At 51.4% G+C, this 25677-nt stretch carries 24 protein-coding genes; 8 read left to right on the top strand and 16 right to left on the bottom strand.

Going from position 1 to position 25677, the window contains the following annotated elements; all coding sequences use genetic code 11:
* Window positions 1-137: 137 nt before the first annotated feature.
* Window positions 138-497, top strand: a complete 360-nt coding sequence (locus QMG16_RS08330; RefSeq protein WP_281793509.1) for a molybdenum cofactor biosynthesis protein MoaE — start codon at window positions 138-140, stop codon at window positions 495-497.
* A 554-nt stretch (window positions 498-1051) separates the two neighbouring features.
* On the opposite strand, the gene QMG16_RS08325 is transcribed toward QMG16_RS08330, so the two are convergent.
* The 12 genes from QMG16_RS08325 to QMG16_RS08270 all read right to left on the bottom strand — a co-directional run bounded on the left by QMG16_RS08325 (window position 1052) and on the right by QMG16_RS08270 (window position 11771).
* A complete protein-coding gene (locus tag QMG16_RS08325; protein ID WP_281793508.1) occupies window positions 1052-2038 on the bottom strand; it encodes a malate dehydrogenase in 987 nt (328 codons plus the stop codon).
* Between the two features lie 39 nt (window positions 2039-2077).
* The gene (locus QMG16_RS08320; protein WP_281793507.1) at window positions 2078-4057 is read right to left on the bottom strand and encodes a pyruvate carboxylase subunit B; all 1980 of its coding nucleotides are present in this window, start codon (window positions 4055-4057) and stop codon (window positions 2078-2080) included.
* 222 nt (window positions 4058-4279) lie between these two features.
* Window positions 4280-4480, bottom strand: coding sequence for a DUF8022 family protein (locus QMG16_RS08315; protein ID WP_281793506.1), 201 nt, complete (start codon window positions 4478-4480; stop codon window positions 4280-4282).
* A gap of 53 nt (window positions 4481-4533) precedes the next feature.
* Window positions 4534-5088: an HDIG domain-containing metalloprotein gene (locus QMG16_RS08310; RefSeq protein WP_281793505.1), complete on the bottom strand. Its 555-nt coding sequence runs from the start codon at window positions 5086-5088 to the stop codon at window positions 4534-4536.
* 176 nt (window positions 5089-5264) lie between these two features.
* Complete coding sequence (locus QMG16_RS08305; RefSeq protein WP_281793504.1) at window positions 5265-5606, bottom strand: Rho termination factor N-terminal domain-containing protein; 342 nt, start codon at window positions 5604-5606, stop codon at window positions 5265-5267.
* Window positions 5607-5757: 151 nt separating this feature from the next.
* The gene (locus tag QMG16_RS08300) at window positions 5758-6561 is read right to left on the bottom strand and encodes a slipin family protein (protein ID WP_281793503.1); all 804 of its coding nucleotides are present in this window, start codon (window positions 6559-6561) and stop codon (window positions 5758-5760) included.
* A 56-nt stretch (window positions 6562-6617) separates the two neighbouring features.
* Window positions 6618-7931: an NfeD family protein gene (locus QMG16_RS08295; protein WP_281793502.1), complete on the bottom strand. Its 1314-nt coding sequence runs from the start codon at window positions 7929-7931 to the stop codon at window positions 6618-6620.
* Window positions 7932-8666, bottom strand: a complete 735-nt coding sequence (locus QMG16_RS08290; protein WP_281793501.1) for a uracil-DNA glycosylase — start codon at window positions 8664-8666, stop codon at window positions 7932-7934.
* Window positions 8653-9876: a bifunctional phosphopantothenoylcysteine decarboxylase/phosphopantothenate--cysteine ligase CoaBC gene (gene coaBC / locus QMG16_RS08285; RefSeq protein WP_281793500.1), complete on the bottom strand. Its 1224-nt coding sequence runs from the start codon at window positions 9874-9876 to the stop codon at window positions 8653-8655. The genes QMG16_RS08290 and coaBC overlap by 14 nt, the downstream gene beginning before the upstream one ends.
* A 33-nt stretch (window positions 9877-9909) precedes the next feature.
* Window positions 9910-10419, bottom strand: a complete 510-nt coding sequence (locus QMG16_RS08280) for a hypothetical protein (RefSeq protein WP_281793499.1) — start codon at window positions 10417-10419, stop codon at window positions 9910-9912.
* A gap of 165 nt (window positions 10420-10584) precedes the next feature.
* Window positions 10585-11217: an MBL fold metallo-hydrolase gene (locus QMG16_RS08275; protein WP_281793498.1), complete on the bottom strand. Its 633-nt coding sequence runs from the start codon at window positions 11215-11217 to the stop codon at window positions 10585-10587.
* A 29-nt stretch (window positions 11218-11246) separates the two neighbouring features.
* Complete coding sequence (locus QMG16_RS08270) at window positions 11247-11771, bottom strand: nitroreductase family protein (RefSeq protein ID WP_281793497.1); 525 nt, start codon at window positions 11769-11771, stop codon at window positions 11247-11249.
* A 323-nt stretch (window positions 11772-12094) separates the two neighbouring features.
* Here QMG16_RS08270 and QMG16_RS08265 point away from each other — a divergent pair, with 323 nt between their 5' ends.
* The 4 genes from QMG16_RS08265 (at window position 12095) to mlaD (ending at window position 14661) form a co-directional block, all read left to right on the top strand.
* The gene (locus tag QMG16_RS08265; RefSeq protein ID WP_281793496.1) at window positions 12095-12412 is read left to right on the top strand and encodes an STAS domain-containing protein; all 318 of its coding nucleotides are present in this window, start codon (window positions 12095-12097) and stop codon (window positions 12410-12412) included.
* 36 nt (window positions 12413-12448) lie between these two features.
* Window positions 12449-13225 carry an ABC transporter ATP-binding protein gene (locus QMG16_RS08260; RefSeq protein ID WP_281793495.1) on the top strand — a complete coding sequence of 259 codons (777 nt, stop codon included), beginning with the start codon at window positions 12449-12451 and terminating at the stop codon, window positions 13223-13225.
* 162 nt (window positions 13226-13387) lie between these two features.
* Complete coding sequence (locus tag QMG16_RS08255) at window positions 13388-14173, top strand: MlaE family ABC transporter permease (RefSeq protein WP_281793494.1); 786 nt, start codon at window positions 13388-13390, stop codon at window positions 14171-14173.
* A gap of 17 nt (window positions 14174-14190) precedes the next feature.
* A complete protein-coding gene (gene mlaD / locus QMG16_RS08250) occupies window positions 14191-14661 on the top strand; it encodes an outer membrane lipid asymmetry maintenance protein MlaD (protein ID WP_281793493.1) in 471 nt (156 codons plus the stop codon).
* A 339-nt stretch (window positions 14662-15000) separates the two neighbouring features.
* On the opposite strand, the gene QMG16_RS08245 is transcribed toward mlaD, so the two are convergent.
* From QMG16_RS08245 to QMG16_RS08235, 3 genes are all read right to left on the bottom strand, one after another.
* The gene (locus QMG16_RS08245; RefSeq protein ID WP_281793492.1) at window positions 15001-15261 is read right to left on the bottom strand and encodes a hypothetical protein; all 261 of its coding nucleotides are present in this window, start codon (window positions 15259-15261) and stop codon (window positions 15001-15003) included.
* Between the two features lie 269 nt (window positions 15262-15530).
* Window positions 15531-16484, bottom strand: a complete 954-nt coding sequence (locus QMG16_RS08240) for a L,D-transpeptidase family protein (RefSeq protein ID WP_281793491.1) — start codon at window positions 16482-16484, stop codon at window positions 15531-15533.
* Between the two features lie 277 nt (window positions 16485-16761).
* The gene (locus tag QMG16_RS08235; RefSeq protein WP_281793490.1) at window positions 16762-17487 is read right to left on the bottom strand and encodes a 5-formyltetrahydrofolate cyclo-ligase; all 726 of its coding nucleotides are present in this window, start codon (window positions 17485-17487) and stop codon (window positions 16762-16764) included.
* Between the two features lie 172 nt (window positions 17488-17659).
* On the opposite strand from QMG16_RS08235, the gene QMG16_RS08230 reads away from it, so the two are divergent.
* Complete coding sequence (locus QMG16_RS08230; RefSeq protein ID WP_281793489.1) at window positions 17660-18793, top strand: class II fructose-bisphosphate aldolase; 1134 nt, start codon at window positions 17660-17662, stop codon at window positions 18791-18793.
* 407 nt (window positions 18794-19200) lie between these two features.
* Here QMG16_RS08230 and QMG16_RS08225 read toward each other — a convergent pair whose 3' ends face one another.
* Window positions 19201-21543: a cysteine synthase gene (locus QMG16_RS08225; RefSeq protein ID WP_281793488.1), complete on the bottom strand. Its 2343-nt coding sequence runs from the start codon at window positions 21541-21543 to the stop codon at window positions 19201-19203.
* Between the two features lie 234 nt (window positions 21544-21777).
* Here QMG16_RS08225 and QMG16_RS08220 point away from each other — a divergent pair, with 234 nt between their 5' ends.
* Both QMG16_RS08220 and QMG16_RS08215 read left to right on the top strand, forming a co-directional pair.
* Window positions 21778-24498 carry a PD-(D/E)XK nuclease family protein gene (locus QMG16_RS08220; protein ID WP_281793487.1) on the top strand — a complete coding sequence of 907 codons (2721 nt, stop codon included), beginning with the start codon at window positions 21778-21780 and terminating at the stop codon, window positions 24496-24498.
* A 222-nt stretch (window positions 24499-24720) separates the two neighbouring features.
* A complete protein-coding gene (locus QMG16_RS08215; protein ID WP_281793486.1) occupies window positions 24721-25674 on the top strand; it encodes a ketopantoate reductase family protein in 954 nt (317 codons plus the stop codon).
* The last annotated feature ends 3 nt before the right edge of the window (window positions 25675-25677 follow it).

Here is a 25677-nt window from a genome sequence, read left to right as displayed (position 1 = left end):
ATTACCGTGAAAATGGAGCAATAAAATGTTAGGTTAACTCGTCAAAATCGCAATTGCGCGGCCTGTTCCATGCCCGCAATGGTTGATAACCGCACTTCTGGAAGAGCGGCATTCTCGCCGCAATGAAGGATATGTTTATGCCGACACTCAATGATTTGGTTGAAAAGGTCAAGGCGGAAATCGACGTTTCCAAAGTTGGAATGATCGTCTGTCACAACGGAATAGTGAGGGGTACCAGCCGTGAAGGCCTTCCCGCTGAATATCTGGATATCGATGTGGACACTGCTAAGTGGGAATCCATCCTTCGGGAAATGCGCACCGAGGAGGGGATCGCCGCCGTTGAGGCGTACCTTTTTACAGGTCGCCGGCAAGTGGGGGATGATGTCATGTTTGTCGTTGTGGCAGGGGATATTCGGGAAAATGTCTTTCCCGTTTTGGAAAAGGCCGTGAATCGATTGAAAAAAGAAGCGGTACTCAAGAAGGAGAAGCTCGCCTGATCCTTCTTCGATGGGACCGGATCGCGAAAATCCTGGAAGAGCGCTTTTTGCCCCCGCCGGCTCCAATGGTCAAACCGTGGTCGGAATGGACTTGACACGTCATGGGAGGGCATTTTATATGAGTGCCCGCCCGAAAAGTGGAAATCGAGTTCATTGCATAACCATTTCTTCACCGCTGGGAGGATCGCGAGGATGAGGTCACTCTTTTCTAAAACAATTGAAAGCCCGTGTCGTAACTGTGAAAATGAGCATTTAAATAAAGAGGATTGTATCGAGAATTGCGAAAGGCTTCGAGCATTTCAAAATGCATTGAAATGCCTGGATGAACGCAATATCAACGAGTACAGCCTGAAATTCGGTTTCTCCAGGAATTGAGACTATGGGCGGGATGTCTCCGGCGACAGAATGTTTGCCGGAAGGGGAGACGAACCGATTGCATCGGCATCGATAAGATGCCGGTGAAATGAAGAGTATCGAGAATCGAACGATGGGATAATCCTCACAGGGGAGGCAGCAAAGATGCAGCTGCCGCACCCTATGAGGTATTGGAAGATTTAGCCGACGAGATCTTTTACCGCAGCTTGTTCTTCGAGGAGTTCCTTGAGGGTTGCATCCATCTTTTCACGTGAGAACGCATCGATCTCAAGTCCCTTCACTCTTTCGTATTTTCCAGGAGTACAAGTCACGGGAACACCGTAGAGGATGTCTTCAGGGATTCCGTAGGAGCCATCTGAAGGAAGGCCCATGGTCACCCATTTGCCATTGGTTCCCAAGGCCCAGTCACGCATGTGCGTGATGGCTGCGTTGGCAGCGGAAGCGGCCGAAGAGAGCCCGCGCGCTTCGATAACGGTTGCGCCGCGCTTTCCGATCATGGGGATGTATTCGTTGCGATACCAGGCTTCGTCCACCAGCTTGGATGCGGGCTGACCTGCGATGGTAGCGAAACGGATATCGGGGTACATGGTGGGGGAATGGTTGCCCCAAACGACCATCTTCTCTACGTCATTTACGGTTTTGCCTACCTTTGCGGCAAGGTGATACACGGCGCGGTTGTGGTCCAGACGCATCATGGAGGTGAAATTGGCCTTGGGCAGATCGGGGGCCGATTTCATGGCAATATAGCAGTTGGTGTTGGCGGGATTGCCGACCACGATGACGCGAATGTCGCGCGAGGCCACTTCGTTCATTGCCTTGCCTTGCTCGGTGAAGATCTGAGCGTTGGCGGAAAGAAGGTCCTTACGTTCCATTCCGGGACCACGCGGTCTGGCTCCTACCAGCAGTGCATAATCCGCATCCTTGAAGGCAACCTTGGGGTCGCCCGTGCCGACCATGTCGGCGAGGAGGGGAAACGCACAGTCCTCGAGTTCCATCATGCAACCCTTGAGAGCCTGCTGAGGTTTTTCCAAGGGAAGTTCGAGCATCTGAAGGATGACCGGTTGGTCGGGGCCCAACATGGCGCCTGATGCGATCCGGTAGAGCATTGCATAGCCGATCTGGCCTGCGGCTCCTGTCACTGTAACGCGAACGGGTTTCTTAGCCATTCTAAACTACTCCTCTCTCACTTTGATTTTGAGTTTCCACTAGCCGATTACAGCAAGAACATCGTCTTTTTGAACGCTTTCACCGTCTTTGAAGTTGATTTGTTTCACAGTTCCTGCACAGGGAGCGGTAATAGAATTTTCCATTTTCATGGCTTCCAGAATCAAAACAACATCGCCTTCTTTTACAGTAGCGCCTTCTGCTACCTCATAGCGAATGATCATGCCGGGCATGGGAGCTGTAACAGCGGTGCCGCCTTCTACAGGAGCTGCTGCCGGCTTGGGAGCGGGGGCAGCTGCGGGGGCAGGGGCGGGAGCTGCTGCAGCAGGTGCGGGACGGGGGATCACGGGGGCTGCAGGAGTGATGGAAGTAATAGCGGGAGCAGCGCCACCAATTTGTTCTACTTCGACTTCAAAATATTCGCCATCAACGAAAACGTTGAAAGTACGCAGTCCAGGTCCTTTGGCGGGGGCTTCTTTTGCGGGTTTTTCGACGAGCAGGCCTGCTTTCGCTTTCTTGATCAACTCTTGTTCCCTCATTACATCCTCCATGGTCTTGGGTTTCACTTCATTGGGAATTTCTTCCAGTCCGTACTTCCACTTGAGGAATCGCTTTCCAGTGGTGGGATAAATGGCGTAAATCAACACATCATCGATATCTTTGGCCAACCCTTCAACGTCCTTTTCCGCCTTCGGGAGTTCCGGATCGAGATAATCGGCGGGACGGCCGGTGATGGGAGTTTCGCCTCTGGGATAGCCTTTGAGCGCTTTCTTCTGGACTTCAGGATCAATAGGGATAGCGGTTTTACCATAAAGACCGTAACAAAGGTCCTTAACCTGAGCCGTGATCATTTTGTAACGTTCGTTCGGAGTATCGAAGAGAACGTTGTTGACCGTCTGAATACCCACGATCTGGCTGGTGGGAGTGACGAGGGGCACCTGGCCCAGTTCACGGCGCACGATGGGCAGCTGTTTGAACACTTCGTCGAGCTTGTCGGAAGCGTTCATGTCGCGGAGCTGATTGACGAGGTTGGAAAGCATGCCGCCCGGAGTTTGGTGCAGCAATACATTGATATCGATGATGGACATTCTGTCGTCCAGCAAATGCCGATACTTGGGTGAAATCTTCTCGAAGTATTCACTGCACTTGGCCAGTTGCTTGATGTCGAGACCGGTGTCTCTGTTCGTGCCGCGCAGAGTTGCCACCAGGGGTTCGACGCCGGGGTGCGATGTCCGGTATGCCCAGGGGGAGAGACAGGTGTCCACGATGTCGACACCGGCTTCAATCGCCTTCAGGAGGGACATATCCGCCATGCCTGAGGTGAAGTGGCTGTGGAGATGGATGGGGATCTTGACGGTCTCCTTGAGGGACTTGATCAAGGTATAGGCGTCGTAGGGGTTGATCAAACCGGCCATATCCTTGATGCAGATGGTGTCGGCACCCATGTTCTCCAGATCTTTTGCCTTTTGGAGATAGTATTGCAGATTGTAAACGGGGCCGCCCATGCGGGATTCGGTCAGGGAGTAGCACATACAACCCTGGAAGTGCTTGTTACATTTCTTGATGACCCGGACCACCGTTTCGAAGTTGCGGTAGTCGTTGAGGGCATCAAAAACGCGGAAGATGTCCATACCGTTGGCGGCAGCGCGTTCTACAAACGCTTCGGCCACATCGTCAGGATAGTTGCGGTAACCTACAAGGTTCTGGCCGCGCAGAAGCATTGAGAACGGTGTGTTCTTGATGACCGTCTTCAAGTCCCGCAGGGACTTCCAAGGATCTTCATTCAAAAACCGGTGCATGGTGTCAAATGTTGCCCCGCCCCAGACTTCCATGGAGTAAAAGCCTACCTTGTCCACTTCTTCGGCGATTTCCATAAAGTCTTCATTTCTGCCGCGCGTGGCAAACAGCGACTGATGCCCATCACGGAAGGTCAAATCCTGAATTTTGACAGGATTGGTCACCGGAACCTTTTCATCATCCAACAGCCCGGAAGTAAGCACACCATGCTGAACCTTCTCCATCCTTACATCTCCTTTTTCCATTCGAAATATTCTACTCAACGCACTTCAGCACTAGATTCCGTATCCTCAAGAAGTGAAATGAAAAAAAACCTTCGAAGCTCCTCAGGATATCCTACATTGTCAGGAAATGGTCATTTCAAACCGATTTCAACGGGAAGCGCCTTTCCCCTCAATTTTTTACCTTATCATTCAATATAAAATGAGGTAAAGCAGAAATATCACTCAACGGACCAGGCGCAACTGCCACGTCCGCCTCATTTCCATGGAAGCAGCCCGTCCAGCCATCGCCCATGGACTATAGGGCGGGGTAGGTGTTTGCGCAAGCCTTTTCTGCTGTTGAGCCAACATCGCGGCCTCATCATCTTGAATGTATGTATTTACCGCTGACGCAATTGCCGCAATCACACTTTTTTTAACTGGCATTATTCCCCTCCTCGTGAAGTGCTGCTGTTTCCACTCATCTGATCCATTATTCCTCAAAGGCCCATTTGGTCGCTGATCGAATTCATGGCGTTGATGCTCAATTCAATGAAGTCCATCAGCGGTATATCAATCCGTTCACAAAGAACTATGTGTTCACGGTTGACGTTTCGTGCAAAATCCTTGCTCTTCATGCGCTTCCGAACGGATTTTGGGTTGATGCTTCCGATTCTCTTGTCCGGATGCACCAGAGCCGCCGCTACAATCAATCCCGTGATGGTTTCAGCGCAGGTCAATGCATAATCGAAAGCCGTTTCCCTCTCCAGCCCGAGGGCTTCGGCATTGTGCCTCAATATGGCGTTCAAAGCTTCTTCTGGGAATGCAAAGGGGGTGAGCAATTCAACCGTCTTGCGCCCATGCTCTGTGGGATTGTCTCGAGTGTACTCAAAATCCAGGTCGTGAAGCAACCCCGTAACGCCCCAGAGGTCACGGTTCTGGCCCAACTTCTCGGCGAGCGCGCGCATGACGGCTTCGGTCGCCAGACTGTGCTTTCTCAAAGTGTCCGTTTGAACGTGGGCTTCCAGGAGTTGAAGTGCTTCGTCTCTTTGCATGGATCTTTCCAAGAAGTAAATCGGGCCAAATACCCAAAGTACCAACCGTCGCAATCACGCAGCCGCTTCAGCCGTTTATTCGTGCGAAGTGATCGCGTATTTACAATTTTCGGTACTGAGCGCATCCCGCTGAAGTTCTTTCTCTCAGTTGCCGGGTGAACCGGTGAATCATGGTGTTACCACTCGTATGCAGCGACCCGACGCGTTTTCTTTTTGATGTTGCTGATCCTGCGGCGCAGAAAATCGACAAGCTTTGGATTGCCCGCTTCTTTTGCCTGAATCTTTTTCTCTTTGAGTTCGCGAATCCTGGCCTTTAACTGACGAACATCGATATCGCTCTTCTTGCTTTTTTCTTCTACGATCCCCTTGACTTCTTTGATAGCGGAGATCAGCTCGTTTTTGTTCATGGCGTGAACCCCCACGATGACCTCCAGGCCGAGGGCCATTTCTCGGAGTTCCTTGGCGGTCATTTTTTCCAGGGGTTTTTCCTTGGCGACTTTTTCTTTCTTCTTACCCATTTTGCTTTGCTCCTTACCTAAAAAAACAGATCTCCGGGAGCTCGTTTTCACCGTTCAGGGTACCGCTCCCGAAATGACAATTTACATGAAATGGTAGGTCGGGTTTCCCTACCCGACTTCCTCATGCAGGGAAAGAATCCCGACTCCACTTTCATCCTTCGTCGCGACTCACCGGGTCATGAGGGGTAGCCTCTTTCTGCCGAGACATTTCAGTTAAACTGATAAACGGTTTAAAAAGATCAATAGGAACGGGGAAAATTGTAGTGGAGTTGTTTTCGGCAGCAATCTCCCTCAGTGTTTGCAGGTAACGCAGTTGTACAGCCACAGGATGGTCCTGAAGAATTTCCGCTGCGTCTGCAAGGCGAGCTGCGGCCTGGTATTCCCCTTCGGCGCCTATGACCTTGGCACGCCTTTCCCGCTCCGCCTCGGCCTGCTTGGCCATGGCTCTTTGCATTTCCTGGGGAAGATCGATGTACTTGAGTTCAACGATCGTGACCTTGATTCCCCAGGGGTCTGTGTGCCGATCGAGAATCTCCTGTATGTGGGCGTTGATTTTTTCCCGCTCCGACAGGAGATCGTCCAGCTCAGCCTGACCACAAACACTTCGCAGGGTCGTCTGTGCGAGCTGGCTCGTGGCGTAAAGATAGTTTTCAACGGAGATGATGGCCTTCACGGGATCGATTACTCTGAAATAGATGACCGCGTTGACCTTTACCGAGACGTTGTCCCGGGTGATGACATCCTGGGAGGGTACATCCGTGGCCACAAGGCGTAAACTCACCCTCTGCATCCGATCCACCAGGGGGATCAGAAGGATCAAGCCGGGTCCCTTGGCGTTGATGACGCGCCCCAGACGGAAGATCACCCCACGTTCGTATTCGTTGAGGACCCGTATGGCGTTCGCTAAAAACATCACTCCCAAAACAACGATGGCTACGATACCGTAGAAAGGCATGCGCCGCTCCTTATCTCTACCCATTTTGCTTTGTGGGGATAAAAAAATAATTTGCCCTATCTAACACTGATCCTCTTCACTTTCAACTTTAAATTATCCACCGACACCACCTGGACTTTTTCTCCCTCGCCTATTTCTTCATCCGCTACGGCATTCCAGAGTTCACCGTTGATGAACACTTTTCCTTCCGGGCAAAGGGATTTGGTGACCTCCCCCACAAGACCCTCGAGAGCCTCCTTTCCTGTTTGTGGTTTGGCCATTTGTGCACGAAAGGCCAGCGCCGCTACCGCCACGAAGAAACCCGATACGGTGAGAACCGTGGGAATGAATACCGATAGAGCCAGCCGGCTTGTGTTGTCCGGGGACCTGAAGAGCATAAGGGAGCCCAGTACGAGGGAAATGATTCCCGCAATGCTGAGCATGCCGTAGGAGGTTACTTTGATTTCCAGGATGAAAAATAGGATCGCCAGTAAAATGAAGAGGAAACCGGCGTAGTTGACGGGAAGGGTCTGCATGGCGTAAAGGGCTAGAATCAGAGAGATGCCTCCAATGACTCCGGGAAAAATGGCTCCCGGTTGGGAGATTTCAAAATAAAGGCCGGCGAGTCCGATCATGAGTAAAATGTAAGCAATATTTGGATTGCTGATGGCTCGAAGAATCTTGTGCTGCCAGCCTGCTTCGATTGTCCTCCGTTCGATTCCTTCCGTATGCAAAGTTTTGATCAACCCTTTTTTTCTGATTTCCCAGCCATCCAGTTTCTTTATGAGAGAAGGGAGATCCGCGGCAACCATGTCGATGACATTTTCCTCGTATGCCTCTTCCGCAGTGATGGAAACACTCTTTCGAATGGCGTCCTGGAGCCACTCGGCATTACGGCCCCTCTCGCTTGCTATGCTCCGTGCCATGGCCAGCATGTCGTTTACGACCTTTTCGTTCATGACGCCGGGAACGTCTTCACCTGTCGATGTTACGGGATGGGCTGCGCCGATGTTGCTTCCCGGAACCATGGCGGCAACGTCGGCCGCGACGGTGACGAATACGCCCGCCGAAGCCGCCTGTGCTCCACTGGGATAAACATACACCACGATGGGCAGCGGTGAATTCATGATGGATTGGACGATTCCTCGCATGGAAGTCATGAGCCCCCCCGGAGTATCCAGGAGGATGATCAAGCACTCGGCGCCATCCTCTTGTGATCGATCAACGGCATACTGTATGAAATCTTCAACGCCCGGATTGATGCTGTCCTTGATTTCAATAATATTCAGGTGGGATGTCTGTGAAAGAACTGCACTGCAGAAAAGTAGCGGAAATAAGAAAAAGAAAACCAGCAACAATATCTTGCTCATCTTCAATGCAACCTTCAGCATTTAATGATCCTTTTCGTTTGCATGCAGAATTTGATGGACGATCAGCAAGTCTTGCCATGTGGCGCCTTTCTGGGCGGGATTTCGCAGTAGATAAGCCGGGTGAAAAGTAGAAACCAGGGGAATCCCCCGCCATGAATGGACCTTTCCGCGCAATTTCGAAATAGCGCTGCTGGTGCCGAGAAGCGTCTGCGCGGCACAGGCTCCCAGAGCGCAGATGACTTTAGGACGGAGGGTGGTGAGTTGCCGGGTCAAAAAAGGGGAACAGGCGTCGATTTCGTCCGGATTGGGCGTACGGTTGTTGGGAGGGCGGCATTTGACGACATTGCATATGTAAACCTGTTCACGTTCCAACCCCAGGGACCGGATCATTTTATCCAGAAGCTTTCCAGCTCTTCCCACGAAAGGACGCCCCTGGCGATCCTCGTCGAACCCCGGGCCTTCCCCCACAAAGACCAGGACGGGTCTTGCGGAACCCTCTCCAAATACCAGATGCCTCCGCCCCTCGTGGAGCCGGCACCGTTTACAATCGCCCAGTTCCTCGCGAATTTCCTGAAGTGCCTGCTCAGGGGATTTTGGGGGGGAAACATTACCTTCCAAAATCGGCATGTCCGCGTCCGGCGGAGGATGCGGGGAGGCCCAATCCTGGATGCCTTTCATACGCAGACCGGATAGAATCCATTTGATGCGATCAAGTTCCGCAGCCAGTTCTTTGCGAATATCTTCAGTCTGTTTCATAGTGTGCCGCGTCCGCCAACAACTGCTCCACGCGATCCAAAATCCGTTCCGCAACTTCTTCTTTGGCTAAGCAGGGGAGCTCTATGATCTTTCCACTCCGTTCGATTATTTTCACCTGATTGGTATCGACACCGAATCCGGCACCGCTTTGGGTCAGATTGTTTGCCACGATGAAATCCAGGTTCTTTTTGGTCAATTTTTCCGTGGCATGTTGAACGAGGTTTTCTGTTTCCGCCGCAAACCCCACCAGAACATTGGGTCTGGAGGCGGAGCGGTCCCGGCCCAATGCAAGAAGTATATCGGGATTTTTCTCCAATTGGACGGTCATGGTGCCCGATGTTTTCTTTATTTTTTGAGGAGCGGCTTCCACCGGACGATAATCGCTCACTGCAGCGGCCATGATGATCACGTCCATGTCCTCCGCCAGCTTTGTGACCGCGTCTTTCATCTCGAGGGCCGTCGTTACCCGATGGAGATGCACCCCCAGGGGAGCAGGGAGTGAAGTCGGGCCGGAGACCAGATGCACATCCGCCCAGCGCCTTGCCGCAACAGCGGCCAGGGCATAGCCCATTTTCCCGCTGGATGGATTCGTGATGTAGCGTACCGGATCGAAGGGCTCCCACGTAGGACCTGCACTCACAAGAACACGCCTCCCTTTCAAACCGGGAGCCGTCAAAAGGCGATGTGCCGTTTCTACAATCAGGGGGAGGTCTGCCAGACGTCCAACCCCTTCCTCCTTACAGGCCAGAGACCCTACTCCCGGCTCGAGAACATGGCATCCGATTTCTCGCAGGATTTGCAGATTTCTCTGGGTGAGAGGGTGTTCATACATTTTGACATTCATGGCCGGGCAGATGAGGACAGGCGCCGTGGTGGCAAGAAGGACTGTTGTGAGGTAGTCGTCGGCAATGCCTGCGGCCATTTTCCCGATCAGGTTGGCCGTGGCGGGGGCCAAAACCACCAGATGAGAGGATCGCGCCACGTGAATGTGCCCGATTTCCGATTCGAGTTCCAGGTTAAAGATGTCGGTGCAGACCGGTTGACCTGAAAGCGCCTGCAGGGTCAGGGGTGTAATGAACTTCTGAGCCCCCGCCGTCATGATCACCTGGACCGTTGCGCCAAGCTTTCCAAAGCAGCGAACCAATTCTGCGGCTTTGTACGCCGCGATCCCTCCGCTCACTCCCAGGAGAATGGATTTTCCGTTCAGCATGTGTATCCCTTTGGGTACGTATTGCGCCGCGTCTTATACCTGGCTGTTGGCAGGTGCGACGTAGATCTCCACGTAACTGTAGTAAAGTTTTTCATAAATATTGATGACACAGGTTTTGTCGGACTTGTCAAAAATAAGAACGGAACGGCGATAGCGAAACCCTCCTTTCGCCTGCCAGCCTTCCCGGGGCATGGCCATCTGAAAGAAGTTGATGAGGGACCCCAAGTCTACTCTGCCTTTGAGCGTGATCAGCCCCGCCTTGAACTGCCCTGATTGAAAGACATAAGATTCATCCGGCAGCAGAGTCAGTTCGTGAGGAATCGGAATGTCCGGAAAATCGTAGAACATCGGGTGTGGAGCGGTTGAAGGGGTTGAAGAGGACGGTGCGCCCGGGCCAAAGGTGGTGGATGACTGTTGAGAAACGGGGTTGGGAGGGGCGGAACCTCCACCGCCCCAGATATTGGCACATCCCGGGAGAATGAAAGTAAGCGATAAAAAGAGAGCCATTCCCGCCCAGCCGTAAAGAAATTTTTGATTTTTCATGCCTTGCTCCTCCCTGTGCATGACCAATTGTATCGTTGGCGGATTCCAATATCCCGTCATTCACCACGGAAACACGTAGGGCACGGAGAAGGTTTTGGAATTATTATGGCATTCCTCTGTAGTCTCTGTGCCTCCGTGGTAAATGAGGATTTCAAGAGCGACTCCCTAAACAAAGAAGGGATTGGTTCTCTTTTCGTATTCGACGGTCGTTTGGGGACCGTGGCCGGGGTAGACGACCGTCTTCTCTCGCAGGGTGAATATTTTTTCCCGCACGGAGCGTATCAACTGATCGTACGATCCTCCAATAAAATCCGTTCTTCCGATGGAACCGGCAAAAAGTGTGTCACCCACAAAAATGATGTCGGCGTCGGAAAGATGAAAAGAGACATGGCCTGGACTATGACCCGGAGTTTCCAAAACATTGAATCGCATCGAGCCGAAGGTCAGTAAATCGCCTTCACGGAGGGACCGGTCGACTTTAAGAGCGGAAACTCCCGCTGCAGAACGCGATACGGCCCCCATGCCCACCATTTTGTCTTTAAGAAGGGGTTCATCCTTGGGATGCAGGTAGATGTCTCCCCCCAGTTTCGATTTCAAGGTCCAGGCATCCATGACATGATCGAAGTGGGCATGCGTGTTGAGGATGGCTGCCAGGTTCAGGTCCAGTTCTCGGATGCGGCAAACGATTCGATCGCTGTCGCCTCCCGGGTCGATGACCACGGCGGTTCGGGATGCCTCATCACCTACAAGATAGCAGTTTGTCTGCAGCATACCGACCGTAAAGTGTTCCAAAATCATGTATCATCCTTTTTAAAGATCAGGCTGTTTCATTTATCGAAGACTATCAATTCTTCCAAGGGGCGCCGGTGTGAACTCTGGTTGTGGTGAGCCGGTTCACCGACCACCACGACCGCCATGAGCTCCAGGCGCTCGGGCAAGTCCAGCAGTTTTACGACTTTTTCTTTGTTTTTGAGTATTTCTCCCACCCACGTCGCCCCCAGACCCTGAGCATGCAAGGCGAGGAGAAGATTTTGTATGCAGGCGCCGATCGCCTGGCAGTCCTTAACGTAGTCGTAGGAGCTTTCCCTGTCCATAAAAACGGCGATAAGGAGGGCGGCACTTCGCAGACTGTTTGCATAGCGTGTCAACCCCGCCAATTCATCCTTCAGGGCGGCATCCGAGACTAGAGCAAACCGCCATGGCTGATTGTTCAGGCCGGAAGGAGCCCAGGAGGCGGCTTTTAATGCCTCGAGGATGCGTCTCTTGTCGACGGGTGCATCCAGGAAATGACGTACGCTGCGCCTTTCATAAATGGCGGTCAATATTTGAGATTCAACGGGTTGCAAGGACATGGCCACTCCTTCTGTATGAGATCGATTTCAAATGTATAATTTTCCCGATTTGTGTGACACAATATGTGGACATTGGAGAAAAAACAAAATAAACAAATGCAAAACAGGATGAAAGTATAGTGGTTTTTTAAGGGTGCGGTCAAGCTTGTGATCATGGATGCCTGCTTCATGAAGTTTTTGCTTATGGTTAAATTGTTTCGCCCAAACATAAAAATTCAGCTTATATAAATGGTTTTTTAAAGTCCGGAATCAATCGCTTTGGCCTCCCATGACCAAGGGTGGCGGCTTTGTCCTGTCTCATACTTCCTTTGGGGGGATTTACCGTGTCGCTCAAGTTTTATCAAAACGAACCTCATGAAGCCGTGGTGCAGCTGGAGGGGGCATTCGATTTCAATACTGCTGCGGATATTCGAAAAGAGCTCATCAAGATTGCCAAAATCAAAGGGCTGAAAACACTTGAAATCGACTTTTCCTTGACCTCCAAACTGGACACCGCGGGAATTGCCGTCCTGGTTGAGGTATTCAGGCTCCTCAGGCGGAAGGGCGGGGAGTTCAACCTTGTAGGATTGAATGAGAACGCGAGGCAGATGATTCGACTGGCGCGTCTCGGTGAAGTATTCGACAAAGAAAACCAGCTTTGAAGATGGAAATGGACGGTGAGGATGACCTCTCTCAACATGATCGATATCAAGGGTCTCAACAGCTACTACAAGGGACGACAGGTCCTTTTCGATGTCCGGTTCAGTATTCCCGGCAGGCAGGTGACGGTGATCATGGGACGCAGCGGATGTGGAAAAACCACGCTCCTCCGCCACCTCATCGGTTTGAAGCCAACCGCTCCCGGTCAAATTTTCATTGAAGGCAATGACTTGGGGAAATTCAGTGGAGAGAGTATGGAAGCCTATCGTCGCCGGATCGGCGTCCTCTTTCAGAGCGGAGCTCTTTTCAACTCCCTGTCGGTGAGTCAGAACATAGCGGTGCCGCTGAAGGTGCATACGCGTCTGCCCGACGAGACGATCGGCATCATGACCCTTATCAAGCTGAATCTTGTGGGGTTGTCCGATTTTGGAGACTATATGCCTTCGCAGCTTAGCGGCGGAATGCGGAAACGGGCCGGCCTTGCCCGCGCTCTGGCAATGGACCCGGAAATTCTTTTCGTTGACGAGCCTTCTTCGGGGCTCGATCCCATCACTGCAGCGGGCCTCGACGATTTGATTCTCGAGCTTCGTGATACCCTGAGGATGACCATCATCGTCGTGACCCACGAACTCGAGAGCGCCTTCAAAATTGCCGATCAGATGGTGGTCATGGATCATGGTCGCCTTCTTGCTTCGGGAACTCCGGAGGAGATTCGCAATAACCGTGATGAGACGGTGGTGCGTTTTCTTGAAAGAGAGGCGGATGAACAGCAGGCCGGCACGGAGAAATATCTGAATCGGCTTTTGAGCAGATGATCAGGCTTTGAGGAGGACTTGCCGTTCTTCCGGAGCAGGGGAAATGGAAGGGGCGTATGGGACCACATTATCGGGGGGGTGCGACGGCTTTTTCGATATCATCGAAGGTCAATTGCGAGGGCGCTTCGAGGCAAGTTCCAAAGTTCCAAAAGGAGAGTTTGAATGACGCGATTGGTACGGTATCTCGGGGCTCTGGTTCTCGACCAGTTGGAGAGCCTGGGGCGGATGGGGGTCTTCCTTTACATGGTAGTACGCGGTATTGCCAGACCCCCCGGTAAATACTGGTTTACGGTCAAACAGATTCAATTTATCGGGACCAAGTCCTTTTTCGTGATCGGTTTTACTGCGACTTTTACCGGCATGGTATTGAGCCTTCAAGGTTATTACACCCTTTCAAAATTCGGTTCCGAAGGGCTTCTGGGATCTGCTGTTGCTTTGAGCTTGATACGGGAATTGGGGCCCGTACTCACTGCCCTCATGGTTACGGGACGAGCCGGGTCCGCCATGTGTGCCGAAATCGGAATCATGAGAATCGAAGAGCAAATCGATGCGTTGGAATGCATGGCCATCGACCCCTTTTCATATCTCATCACTCCCAAACTCATTGCCGGTTTGATTGCGCTGCCCCTGCTCACCGCATACTGCGATGTCGTTGGGATTTTCGGAGGGTATCTCGTCAGCGTGCAACTTCTGGGAGTAAGCGCTGGCTCCTTCATGGATGGATTGACATCGAGCGTGGTCTGGGAAGACGTTTACATGGGGATTGTGAAGTCCTTCAGCTTTGCCGTTCTGATGATCTGGATCTGTTCCTACAAGGGCTACTACGCCGGGCTGGATCAGGGAAGTTTTGGGCCCGAAGAAGTGAGTCAGGCAACGACACAAGCAGTCGTCTACGCGTCTATCTCGGTTCTGATGAGTGATTATGTGATTACCTCCATCTTACTATAATTTCGAGGGAATACGGTATGGATCGAAAAGGGCTGGAATTGGGTGTGGGTTTTTTTCTTCTGATTGGTCTTATATGTCTCTCGTATCTTTCTTTCAAACTGGGAGATGTTCATCCCTTTGGGAGATCGGGGTACGACGTGCATGCCATCTTTTCCAATGTGGCGGGTCTGAAGGAAAAATCTGCTGTCACCATGGCGGGAGTCGACATCGGTCAAGTGAAGACCATTAAGTTAAAAGATGGCCGAGCAGAGGTTACTTTGAACATCAAGGATGGGGTTAAATTGGAGGATGATGTCATTGCCAGCATCAAAACGATGGGAATCATTGGCGACAAGTATATCGCAATAAGTCCTGGCGCCTCTGAGGATTACATTCAGCCTGGTGGGACCATACAGGATACACAGCCCCCTTTGGATATCGAACAGTTGCTTGGAAAGTTTGTTTTTGGAAGTGTGGATAAATCCAAAAATGATGGCAAGGGGGAGTAGCTTTGTGTGTGTATCCGCAGCTTGCACAGATTGCACGGATTAAATCCCACCAAGTCCAAGAAAAGAGGACTCTTCTTGATCTGCGAAAAGCTGTGCAATCTGCGGATCAATTAGCCTGTTTTTCATCACACCGTCTTTGATGTGATGATGAGAAATGCTCTCGTGGAGGGAGTTTTTTTCGATATCCTGGTCAGGGTCAACTGAATTCATTGAGCCTTAATTGAATGGAGTATTTCTTTGACCGGCTGATGTTGAAGCAGGGAATAGAGGGGTAGAAAAATAAAGGCTGGCGAAATCTATTTCGCCAGCCTTTATTTTTGAATGCAAATGGAAATCAAATTACTTCTTCATGTGCTTCATGAAAATAGATTCTGCTTTGTCTGCAGCAGCTTCGGCTCTACGAGCAGCAGCTTCGGCTTTTTGTGCAGCGGCTTCAGCAGCTCTTGCACTAGAAGTACATTGTTGCTCGATTGCCTGTGCCTTATCCATGGCGGTGGCACACATTTCCTGGCATTTCTTTGCATCCTGGGAACAAGCACAGCCAGAAATCATGGTGAATGCCAAAGCTACAACAAACAGAACGGACAATACTCTTTTCATCTCTCTCCTCCTCAAAAAAAAGAAAACTATCACAAAAAAACAACCTCAGCCTCTTTTGACAATCTTCCTCAGGGTTCCTGCCCTTCTCACCCCCCCTCGAAATCGATTGGCCAAAATTCAAATATAATTTTAAATCTACATTCCAACCCGTTTCCACAAAATCTCGAAATACGCTACTCTAGAAAGGCAATAAAATCAAGAAAATTTTTGAGCGATTTTCGAGTTGAAATAGCCCATTCCTTGCGGTCCGACAGGAAAAAAAGTGTTGATCATTCTTGTGAAAATCCAACCAATTTTGGAGAAAAATCTTCAGCGGAGATGCGAGTGATATTTGTTGGCACCCCGTTCTGAAGATCTATGGCCATATGAAATTTATTCATATCTACACGATCGGCCAGAGGGCATTTTGCAAGCTTGTCCGTAGCATACTGCATATAATCAGGAATTTTACGATAGACGTCCGGGTGGGCTTCTACGAATATCTGTCCGTTTTTCTGGCCTATCTTAACCGGTTCATAAATGATCTCCAGTTTTGCGCCTATGGGGACCTGAGGGTAAAGGATACGGATGTGTTCGGGATAGCACCGTATGCAGCCATGACTCACCAAACGTCCAACACCCCAGGGCATTGCCGTTCCATGAATCCCATAAGCGCCGGCGGAAAATTTCATTACGAATTCACCCAATGGGTTTTCGGGACCCGGCGGCATGGATGCCATACCATACTTTGCCTGAAGGGATTGCGGGACATACCATACCGGATTGGGGCGTTTTTCGGTGATGGAAAAGGTTCCCAGAGGAGTTTCCCAACCCTCATCGCCGATCCCGATGGGATTGGTCTGGACGGTGGAAGTCGTCCTGTCGAAGAAGTAGAGCCTCAGTTCCGCGACATTGATGACCAATTGTTCGTGTTGCGTCGGGGGGAGAACCCAGAAAGTCGGGACGGTAATGCGTTTGCCGTTGGGGGGAACCCATGCATCCATGCGAGGGTAGAGAAGTTCCACTTCGTTATAGCCCAGCGCATTGCGCCTGGCGATATCGAGCAAGGTGTCTTTAGGCTGAATGATGTAGGCCGTAGGAGATCCAATGACCGTCAAGTCGGGTATGCGGTAGGGATAACGCTTTATCGTCGCGGTAAATTCCTCTTCGGCCGAAATGGTGGGAGGGAGAGTCATCGCAACGACGGAAAAAAACAGCAACAACAAAAGGCCCCGAATCTTCATGGATGATGCTTCCTGTCTCTCAGTTAACTAAAAAATAATAGTGAATAAAGTGCGGGGGTACAATAGATATTGTTGGATTATAGAGCAAGAGTTTTTTTGATGGTCTCACAAAAAGTCCCGAAAAGTGCCATTTTGTCATTCCGATCAAAGGAGGAATCCAGTGTTTTTAGTAGCTTACAAAACTCCTAGCCCCCGCCTTTCACTGGGATGACGACATCTTACGAATCCATCTTTTTTCAGGTGCGTAGGTTTTTATAAAAAAGGCTCATGGCTCATGCTAATGGGGCAGCGAGATGAGCCGCCGGCGGTTCAAAAAATAGAGAGCCTCGTTGCGTCGAATCTGCTTTTTGCTCAGTTTTTCCCATGAGATTTCGCAGGAGAACGGCTCATCATGGGAAGCCGCAAGGACTTGAGTGGGAGTGACAATCCAATGAATCCGTACATCTGTCTTTTCCACGGGAACCGAAGGTACGATTTGCCGATCATCAGCCACGGCCAACACACGAACATCCGGGGAGAGCCACCCCAGGGAAGAGAGGATGGCGCACTGGATGTCCAGATGCCCTGACCCATCTCCCATGCGTGTTCCATCTCTTCCAAGCAAAAAAGCTTCGGTGATGATCAAATCGACAAGGCCTTGGAAGGGTTCTTCATAGGGCATTTTCCTGCCAAAAGGGTTGTTGGGGATGGGGCGAATGGCGAGTTTCCTTTTTTGGGGAGGAACGGAGGTGGGGGAGACGAGCATGAACCCCTTTTGAAGTCCTGGAGTCGGAATCAGGAGTTTTTTCTGGTCCGCAAGGACATTCAGACAGGTCTGGCGCAGAGAGGGGTGAAGAGAAACCAGGATGTTTTTTGAATTGCGGTAATCATCGATGCGCCGGATTCTTTCCGCTACCTTACCTGTTCCGTTGTACTCAAGGGAGAGTGGAGCGTCGTTCTGTTCCTCGATTGCTTTTTTCCGGAATAACGACTTCTGCTCTGGGGAAATCCAATCTGCATTCAAATGCAGGCTCCTTTTGCGCCTTCAAAATCAACCTGAAGCGACTCGATCTTTTGTTTCTTGAAGTTTAACGGGGATTCGCCTATAGAACAAGTATCGTGTCCATCGAATAGATAACGTGAGGGGTCTCCTGTCCATAAAAACCAATAGATAATAGATAACGTGAGGTGATATAATGACTAAGCAAAATATGGAATTACGTCCAGAAAATGTAAAGAAGCGTTTTCCAGACAGCCTTGTGCCCCTGGTCAATGGGAAAGCGCTCATTGCAGCAGCAAAAAAGCACAACGCAATGATCATGGCAGCCAATATGCGTTGTCGCCTGCCCGTTGCAGGAATTGTTCAGGCATCCATGGCTGCCAAAGCCCCCGTCATGTACGAAATTGCCAAATCCGAGATGACTTATACCGAATTTTCCCCGAAGACTTTTGTCGAGTTCATCGTTCAGGAGAATGAACGATTGGGCAATACCGAAGTCCCTTTCGCCATTCACGCAGATCATCTTACCGTCAAAAAAATGGAAGATGTGGAAAGTGTCAGAAATCTTATAGCGCAGGAACTGGAGGCTGGTTTTACCTCCTTTGCCATAGATGCTTCCCATATGGAGAACGAAAAGAACCTTGCGGCCACCTTGGAACTCGCAAAACCGATCATTGAAGCCGGCCTGAGCCTTGAAGTCGAACTGGGAGAAATTGGAGCCAAGAGTGGGAAGGCGGAAGGTTTCACTCAGCCTGAAGAGGCGGAATGGTTCATCGGGGAATTGAACAAAAATGGAATTCGGCCCGATTTGCTCGCCATCAACAATGGCTCGATTCACGGAACCTATTTTGGAACGGCCCATGAGGGCATTCAGCTCGATCTGACCAGGAAAATCTGGGATGCCATTCAGCCGTGGGGCGTCGATATCGCTCAACACGGAATCACGGGAACTTCTCTGGATAAAATTTCCTTATTCATTCAATACGGGATTCGCAAAGGAAACGTGGGAACTTTCTGGCAGAACATCTCTTTCGGTCTCGGGATGAACCAAAACGGGAATGCGATCACTACGGAAAACCGTGAATATGTCAAACGGCCCTATCGCGGCGTTCCCGACGAGCTCTGGCAGGAAATGTGGCGTTGGGCGGTGGAAACGGGCAATACGGGAGGCGACATCAAAAAGGCGAACAAAGCGTTTGCAGCCAGGTTCAATGTCCTTTCCACGGAATACAAAAATCGCATCACGGCTCAGACCTTCGAGGAAGCGATACGCCTTTTCGAAGCGACCCATTCCATCGGGCTTGCGGAGGGCGTTTGGGATTTTTTATAAGCTGCAGACGTGAAGAGGTAGATGGAAATTAGACCTGGAACCTCAATATGTGAAGGGGCGAAGGGTTAATATTTCCAGCCCACGTTTTTCTTTGGCCGGCAAGTCCTTCGAATCCTGAGTCCATATGCTGGGGGGGCCGTCAATGAACGACCCCTTACCTAAGAGCCTATCCAAAAACCTACCTCGGCAGCGGACACCCCCTTTAATTCCCCCCTCGAGGGGGGACTAAGGGGGGTGTCGCAAAGTCTACAGGTGGTTTCCGGATAGGTTCTAAGTACTGGTCTTCGTAATTACGCACCCGCTTACCCATACGTTTTCGTAGGAGCGGCATCCTGCCGCGACAAGGTGTGTGGTTGTCGGTTCCTGTCACGGCTGGAAGCCGTTCCTGCAAAGAAATGGCCGCGTAATTACGATCTCGAGTACCAAGCTTTTCTTCCCACGCGTTCCCACTGTGTGCCGGTGGGGCTGTCTAAAATCTGAATTCCGCGCTCCAGAAGTTCTTCTCTCAGGCGGTCCGCTTTCTCCCAATCCCCTGATTTTCGTGCCTCCTCCCGCTCTTTGATGATCTTTTCCTCTTTTTCATCCAGCGGTTGCAGGTCCATGTCAAAGACACCGAGGATTCCATTCAAGTTCTGTAGAACATCCATAATTTGCTTGCGTTGCGCCTCACTGAACTGTGACTGTTCCAGGATGGGATTGATCTGCCGGATGAACTTGAAAAGGCCTGCAATGGCATTGGGCATATTCAGATCATCGGCAAGGGCATCGAAGAAATCATGTTCCAGAGCATAAAGTATTTCAGGAATCAGTTTGTGCTCTTCACCGCCAGCCTGGGAATACTTTACGCGGCGGATGAATTCTTTCAACCGCTGATATCCCCGTACGGCATTTTGAATGTTTTGAGGAGTCGCATGAATGGGCTTGCGGTAATGAGTGCTCAGCAGCCAGTAGCGAATCTCCAGGGGCGAGTATCCGCCGGCAATGAGTTCCCGTATGGAAATGTTTTCGTCTATTCCGTTTTGAGCCTTTTCTTCCTTGTTGGACCAGATGCGTTCGGAAACCATCCACACATTGGCAAAGGGTTTTCCTGTCAAAGCCTCTCCGATCTCCCGAACATTTTCAAGGTGCGGAAAAAGGAAGTCCACGCTGCTCACCTGAATGTCTATGGGGGAGCCCAGATCATGCAAGGCGACAGAGACACTGGCAATATGCCAGGTTGGAAGCACGTTGCCCCAATCGGTTTTCATGAAACTGCCCCGTTTGAGTTCGGCGAGTGTGGCACGTTTCAAGAGGGCGAAATCCCTTGGGTTTTGCTTTTCATAGGCATCCAGGTCGACAGTGGTTCCCAGCCGTATTTTTTTCAGATTGATGCGCGAGAGGGCTCCATAGTCTTTGCTCTTGGAAAGGTCGAAGTAAACGGAGCGCAACTTTTCATAGGCTGCACCTTTTTCAATGAGAGATTTGGTAAACTCCGCGATAGTGTCGATGTGTTCGGTGGTGCGAGGGTAGCGGTATGCTCGCTGAACCTTCAAACTGTCGAGGTCGGCCAAGAAATGATCCACCTGCTGCTGGGTGTAGGAGGCCAGGTCCATTTTGGCCGTGCATGCCCCTTGAATCGTGCGGCTGTCCAGGTCTGGAATGAGGATGACCTGGTTCACGGAGAAACCTTTGGAAAGGAGGAACCGTGTAAGGAGATCCGCCAGAATGAATCGGCGTGATTCCTGAAGGGTAAGAAGTTGATCCAGGGGGGGACCTGTCACGAAGACCCGCACTTTTCCTTCCTGTACGGGTTTGAAGTCTATTTTTTCTCTGCCGAGAAGATTGAAGAAGCGAAAATCGGGTTCCAGCATGGTGGTAAAGAGGTTGGTGCTGAGATACCGATCTCCGCCGTCGGGGAGAATGGCCACGATGACCCCCTCCGTGACTTCGTTGGCGAGTCGTACTGCGGCGGCCATCGCTGCTCCCGAACTCATGCCCGCAAAAATACCTTCCTCCCGGGCCAGCCTGCGTGCCATTTCGAAAGCTTCTTCATCTTTCACGTGCACGATGCGATCGAGAGAGTGACGGTCAAAAATCCCGGGCACATAAGATTCCTTCATGTTTTTCAAACCCTGAATCTTGTGGCTTGGATAAGGCTCCACAGCGACAACTTCAATAGCGGGATTTCTTTCCTTCATGGCCTGCAGAATGCCCATGGCTGTACCCGTGGTTCCGAGCGTGACGACGACGGCGGTCACCTTGCCGTCCGTTTGCTCGTAGATCTCCGGACCCGTTCCGAAGCGATGGGCGGCTGGATTGGCGGGATTATTGTACTGGTCGGCCATGAAATAGCGATCGGGGTTTTCCCTGACCAGGTTGTAGACCTCTTCGATGGCGCCGTCCGTCGCCAGAGCGCCGGGGGTGAGCAGCAACTGGGCTCCAAGGGCCTTCAAGATCTTCTGCCGTTCCAGGCTCGCCGTTTCCGGCATGGCCAGCATGATGCGGTATCCCTTCACGGCTGCTACCATTGCCAGACCAATGCCTGTGTTGCCGCTTGTAGCTTCAATGATGATTTTGTCCGGCGTGAGCAGTCCATCCCGTTCTGCCGCTTCGATCATTGAGAGTGCTGTGCGATCTTTAATGGAGCCCCCTGGATTCCTGGCTTCCAATTTGGCGTATAGTGTGACATGAGGGTTTGTATTCAGTCGATTGATGCGAATGAGCGGCGTGTTGCCGATAGATTCTAAAACATTGGAAAATACATTTTTCATGGTCGCTCTGTTTTCCTATATGGATTCGGGACCTTCTCAAGAATTTGCTGCCGGCGGCTACGGTTAAAATTCCCGCTTCTTCAGGATGCCGGGACTTCCTGCAAATGATGTTCGACCTTTTTATATAGGCAGCCTCTCCGGCCTTTGTCAAAGTCTTTCCTTGATGGAAGAATTGACACTGACATGATAAACTCCAAACTCGATTTAGGCCATAAGGAGAGAGGTGATTGACCGATGAATAATCTCGACTTGCAAAATAAGCTCCTGGATCTTGCCTCAAGTGGGTATGTGCTGTTGACGGAAAGCGAGCGTTTCGCTCACCAACTGCTGTGGCGTTTTCGCCGAAGGCTCTCCGAATCGAAAAGAGAAGGGTGGGAAACCCCTCTTATCATAACCTTGAATCAATGGTTGGAAAGGCTTTGGACCGGCCTCTGGCCTGAAGCCTGGCCCGCTTCACCTCTCAAGCGTTGGCAACTGCTGGGAGATTGCATCGAAGAATTGCCTCCACCGGAGCCCCTCTCCTGGGATATTCCTCTCATCCTGAACGTGGATGAAAGCTTCGAACATTGTCTGCGCTATGGACTGAACCCGGAATATGGTGATCCTGCCAATCAATTGGTGGAATGGCGCCGTGCTTTGTGGAAAAAGTACGATGAGCGGTTAACCGCCGAGGGACTTTTCCATCCGGCCGCCCTCCCGGAAAAGCTTTGCATGGAGCTCTGTCGCCGGCCGGAATGGATTCCAGACAAACTGGCTGCCATTGGTTTTGAATTTGCGGGATACTGGGAAAAGAATCTTCTGAAAATCCTCCATGGGAAATCTCGTTTCCAACCGTTTCCTCTTTCCGGGGGAAACGGGACATCAACGGCCTCGACCTACGCAGATCCAGAACAGGAAATTTACGCTCTTATGGAAAATGTTGTTTCCGCCGCCCATCGCTTTCCTCTTCACGAACTGGCCGTGGTGATCCTGGATGCCCAGCTCTATTCTCCTCTTGTGGCGAAATGCCTCGAAGACCTGCTCGGTTCTCCCCTGGCTGGAGAGGAGGGTGCCTACAACCTCTTTCCCGTAAAATCCCTCAACCATCAGCCGCTTTTCAAGGCGGCTTTCCTGCCTCTGGAATTTGCACGGGAGGGGGAGCCGCGAGTGCTTTTCCTGAGCCTTCTGCGTTCACCGTACTATGGAAAGCTGGCTCCATGGAGCCGGGCGGTAAGCCAGTGGGACTGGGTCTGGCGGGAGCAGGGCATTGAAAAGGGGTTGAATGCACTGATGGGCGCTCTCGAACCTTCGCAACTGGAATTTTTGCCCCATGAAGGCGAAGGACTGTTGCGGGCATTCTCCGTCTTTTTGGATGAAGGATCACGTAAAGGAGTTGATTGGGGAAGAGATCTGCGCAGATTTTGGGAGTTTTTGGGTTTCCCTGTGCTGGCCAACGAAAGAGACCAAATCGCCTGGCAGCGACTTCAAGAGCTGATGGAAGCCGTGGAAAGGGACCTGGGCGACTGCCTCATGAGAAGGCAGGAGTGGCTCGCATGGCTGGATGCGGCTGCCGGGAAAGTGAGCATTCAGGAAACGGGGTATGAAGATGCCGGGATACAGATCCTTGGGGTTCTCGAAGCACGGGGGCTTTCTTTCCGGCATCTTTTTGTCCCCGGTTTTGTTGCGGGTGTTCTGCCTCAGCCCGTGAGGTCTCTTCCCTTCCTGAGTGTTGAAGAGAGAAAGGGGGTTCAGGGAGGGACCGTCGAGAGCCAATTCGAGTTTGCCCGGCATCTTTTTGGACATTTGCATGCCGTGGCTCCCGAGCTGGTATTCAGCCGTCCTATGATGAATCAGAAAGGAGAGACCTTGCTGCCTTCTCCCTTCTGGCCTGAAGCGGAAGAAGTGAAGCTCAAGCCCGTGATTCCCTGGCGGCACGATCTGCCGGCGCTGCAGAGGGCGCGATGGGTGAGAGAAGGAATCCTGGGGATGGCTTCGAATGGGGAAGAAGGAGATATGACTCTCCGGCTGGGACGCCCTGAAGGATCTCCTCCGACAAAGGGTTGCGGAGGGCGGGGGCTTCCCCGTTTTTCTCCCAACCCCTATCAGGTGAACGGTTTGGATGTTCCTGCCGAGATTTCAGTGAGTATGCTCGAGTTTCTCCTGGCGTGTGCCAGCCGTTTCTTTTTCCAGAAAATGCTCGGACTGGAGCCGTTGCCGGAACTCGAGAGGGGATTGTCGCCGTCCCTTAGGGGGGGCAATATTCATGAAATACTGGCATCTTTTGGACGGGCTGTTGGCCGCAATACCTCTTCGAGGGGGGGGGCTTTTGCAGATTTCTTGGAAAAGCTCAGAAAAATCGTGACCCATGCCATTGCTCCCTACGCCTTGCTTCCTCTCTGGAATGTGGAAATGAAACGGCTGTTGGGGACGGAAGACCATGAGAATGGGCTTTTGCCGGAGTGGTTTCGAGAAGAATGGTCCCGGCTTCAGGATGGGTGGCGTTGGATTGGATTGGAATCGGATTTCAATGGTCTGCGGCTGAGGAACTGCCCCATCACTCTCAAAGGACGTCTGGACCGAGTGGATTTTCATCCTGACGAGGGCATAATATGCTGGGATTATAAGACAGGAAAGATTCCCCAAAACAAGGAAATATGGGAGGATCTTCAGGCACCTCAGCTTCCCGCCTACCTCCTTGCCATCAAGAGAGGATTGGTGAGCAAAATTGATGGAGGTTCAAACCGATTGGCCGCGGGATATATTGATCTCCGATCGGTACAACATCTGAGACATGTTTACTGTATCAAAACTACCGCTGAGGAGCTGGACTCTTTTCTGCGACGTTGGGAAGAGCATGCTGCGGACGCTCTTGATGCTCTGTCTCGAGGCAACCTCGCACCCTGTTGGGTGGAGGCTTCCTGTGGTGAGCCGTGTGATTTTCAGTGTCTTTGCGGAATGGCACTGTACAGAGTTTGATGCGATTGCTTGCCGGTGATTGCGGAAGGTGGCTGTGTTCTTTTTTCCGGTAAGGAAATGAACAAGAATCTCGAAGGATGGAGGAATCTTGTTTACACCTTGTAGGAGCCCATACTTTGATTTGACGTGAATGGCTTGTAACGGTATAAAGATCTGCGTTTTAGCTTGATTATCGTTTCCTGACGGGTTCTTACAGCCAAAATCATGGGAGAGGAGCAGTCCATGAAAATCGGGGTGATGGGTACGGGAGGAGTGGGAGGTTATTTTGGCGGTCTCCTTGTACGGGCAGGTTTGGATACTCATTTTGTAGCTAGAGGCAAGCATCTTCGGACAATTCAGGATGAAGGTCTGCAGGTAATTTCCGATCAGGGCAATTTCCGGGTCAGAATTCATGCGACTGCAGAGCCCGATGAGATCGGGCCGGTGGACTTGCTCCTCTTCTGCGTCAAATCGTACGACACTCTGGACGCAGCACGTCTTGTAGCTCCCATGGTGGAAGAAGAGACCATGATCCTCACTCTTCAGAACGGCATCGACAATATTGAGAAGTTGATTCAAATCTATGGTGAGGATCGGGTGCTGGGGGGGACGTCCTTTATTGAGGCATCTCTTGCTTCCCCCGGCATGATTGTTCATACAGGGAAGCCCGGGCGCATCGCCTTTGGGGAACTGTCGGGTCAGCGGACAGAGCGTGTGGAAGCGGTTCTCCGGGTTTTTCAGCAAGCGGGGATTGATGCGGAGCTCAGCCCGGATATTTCCCAGGTGCTTTGGTCCAAGTTTCTCTTCATCTGTGGCGCTCATGGAGTTTGCACGGTTTCGAGATCTCCCTTGGGGATGGCTCTTGCTTTCCATGAAACCCGGGAGCTCCTCGAAGGGGTAATGCATGAGGTGGAAACGCTGGCTCGTGCTCGTGGCGTTGCGATGCCGGAAACCGTGGTGGAGGACGCCATCCTGCTTGCGGAATCCTACAATAAGAAATTCAAGCCTTCCATGTTGCGTGATCTCGAATGGCGGAGATCCATGGAAATCGAAGCTCTCAATGGAATGGTCGTGAAGCTCGGCAAGGAAATCGGAGTGGAAACGCCCCTCAATCAGGCAATTTATGCATGTCTCAAGCTGGAAAACCATAAAATTCTGAATCCTCTCTGGGCTACTCAGCTTGAGGATTTTACCTGAAAA

It is taken from the genome of Desulforhabdus amnigena (assembly GCF_027925305.1).
GTDB lineage: Bacteria > Desulfobacterota > Syntrophobacteria > Syntrophobacterales > Syntrophobacteraceae > Desulforhabdus > Desulforhabdus amnigena.
Note: the sequence above shows the minus strand (reverse complement) of the source record. Positions and strands in the feature narration are given on the sequence as shown.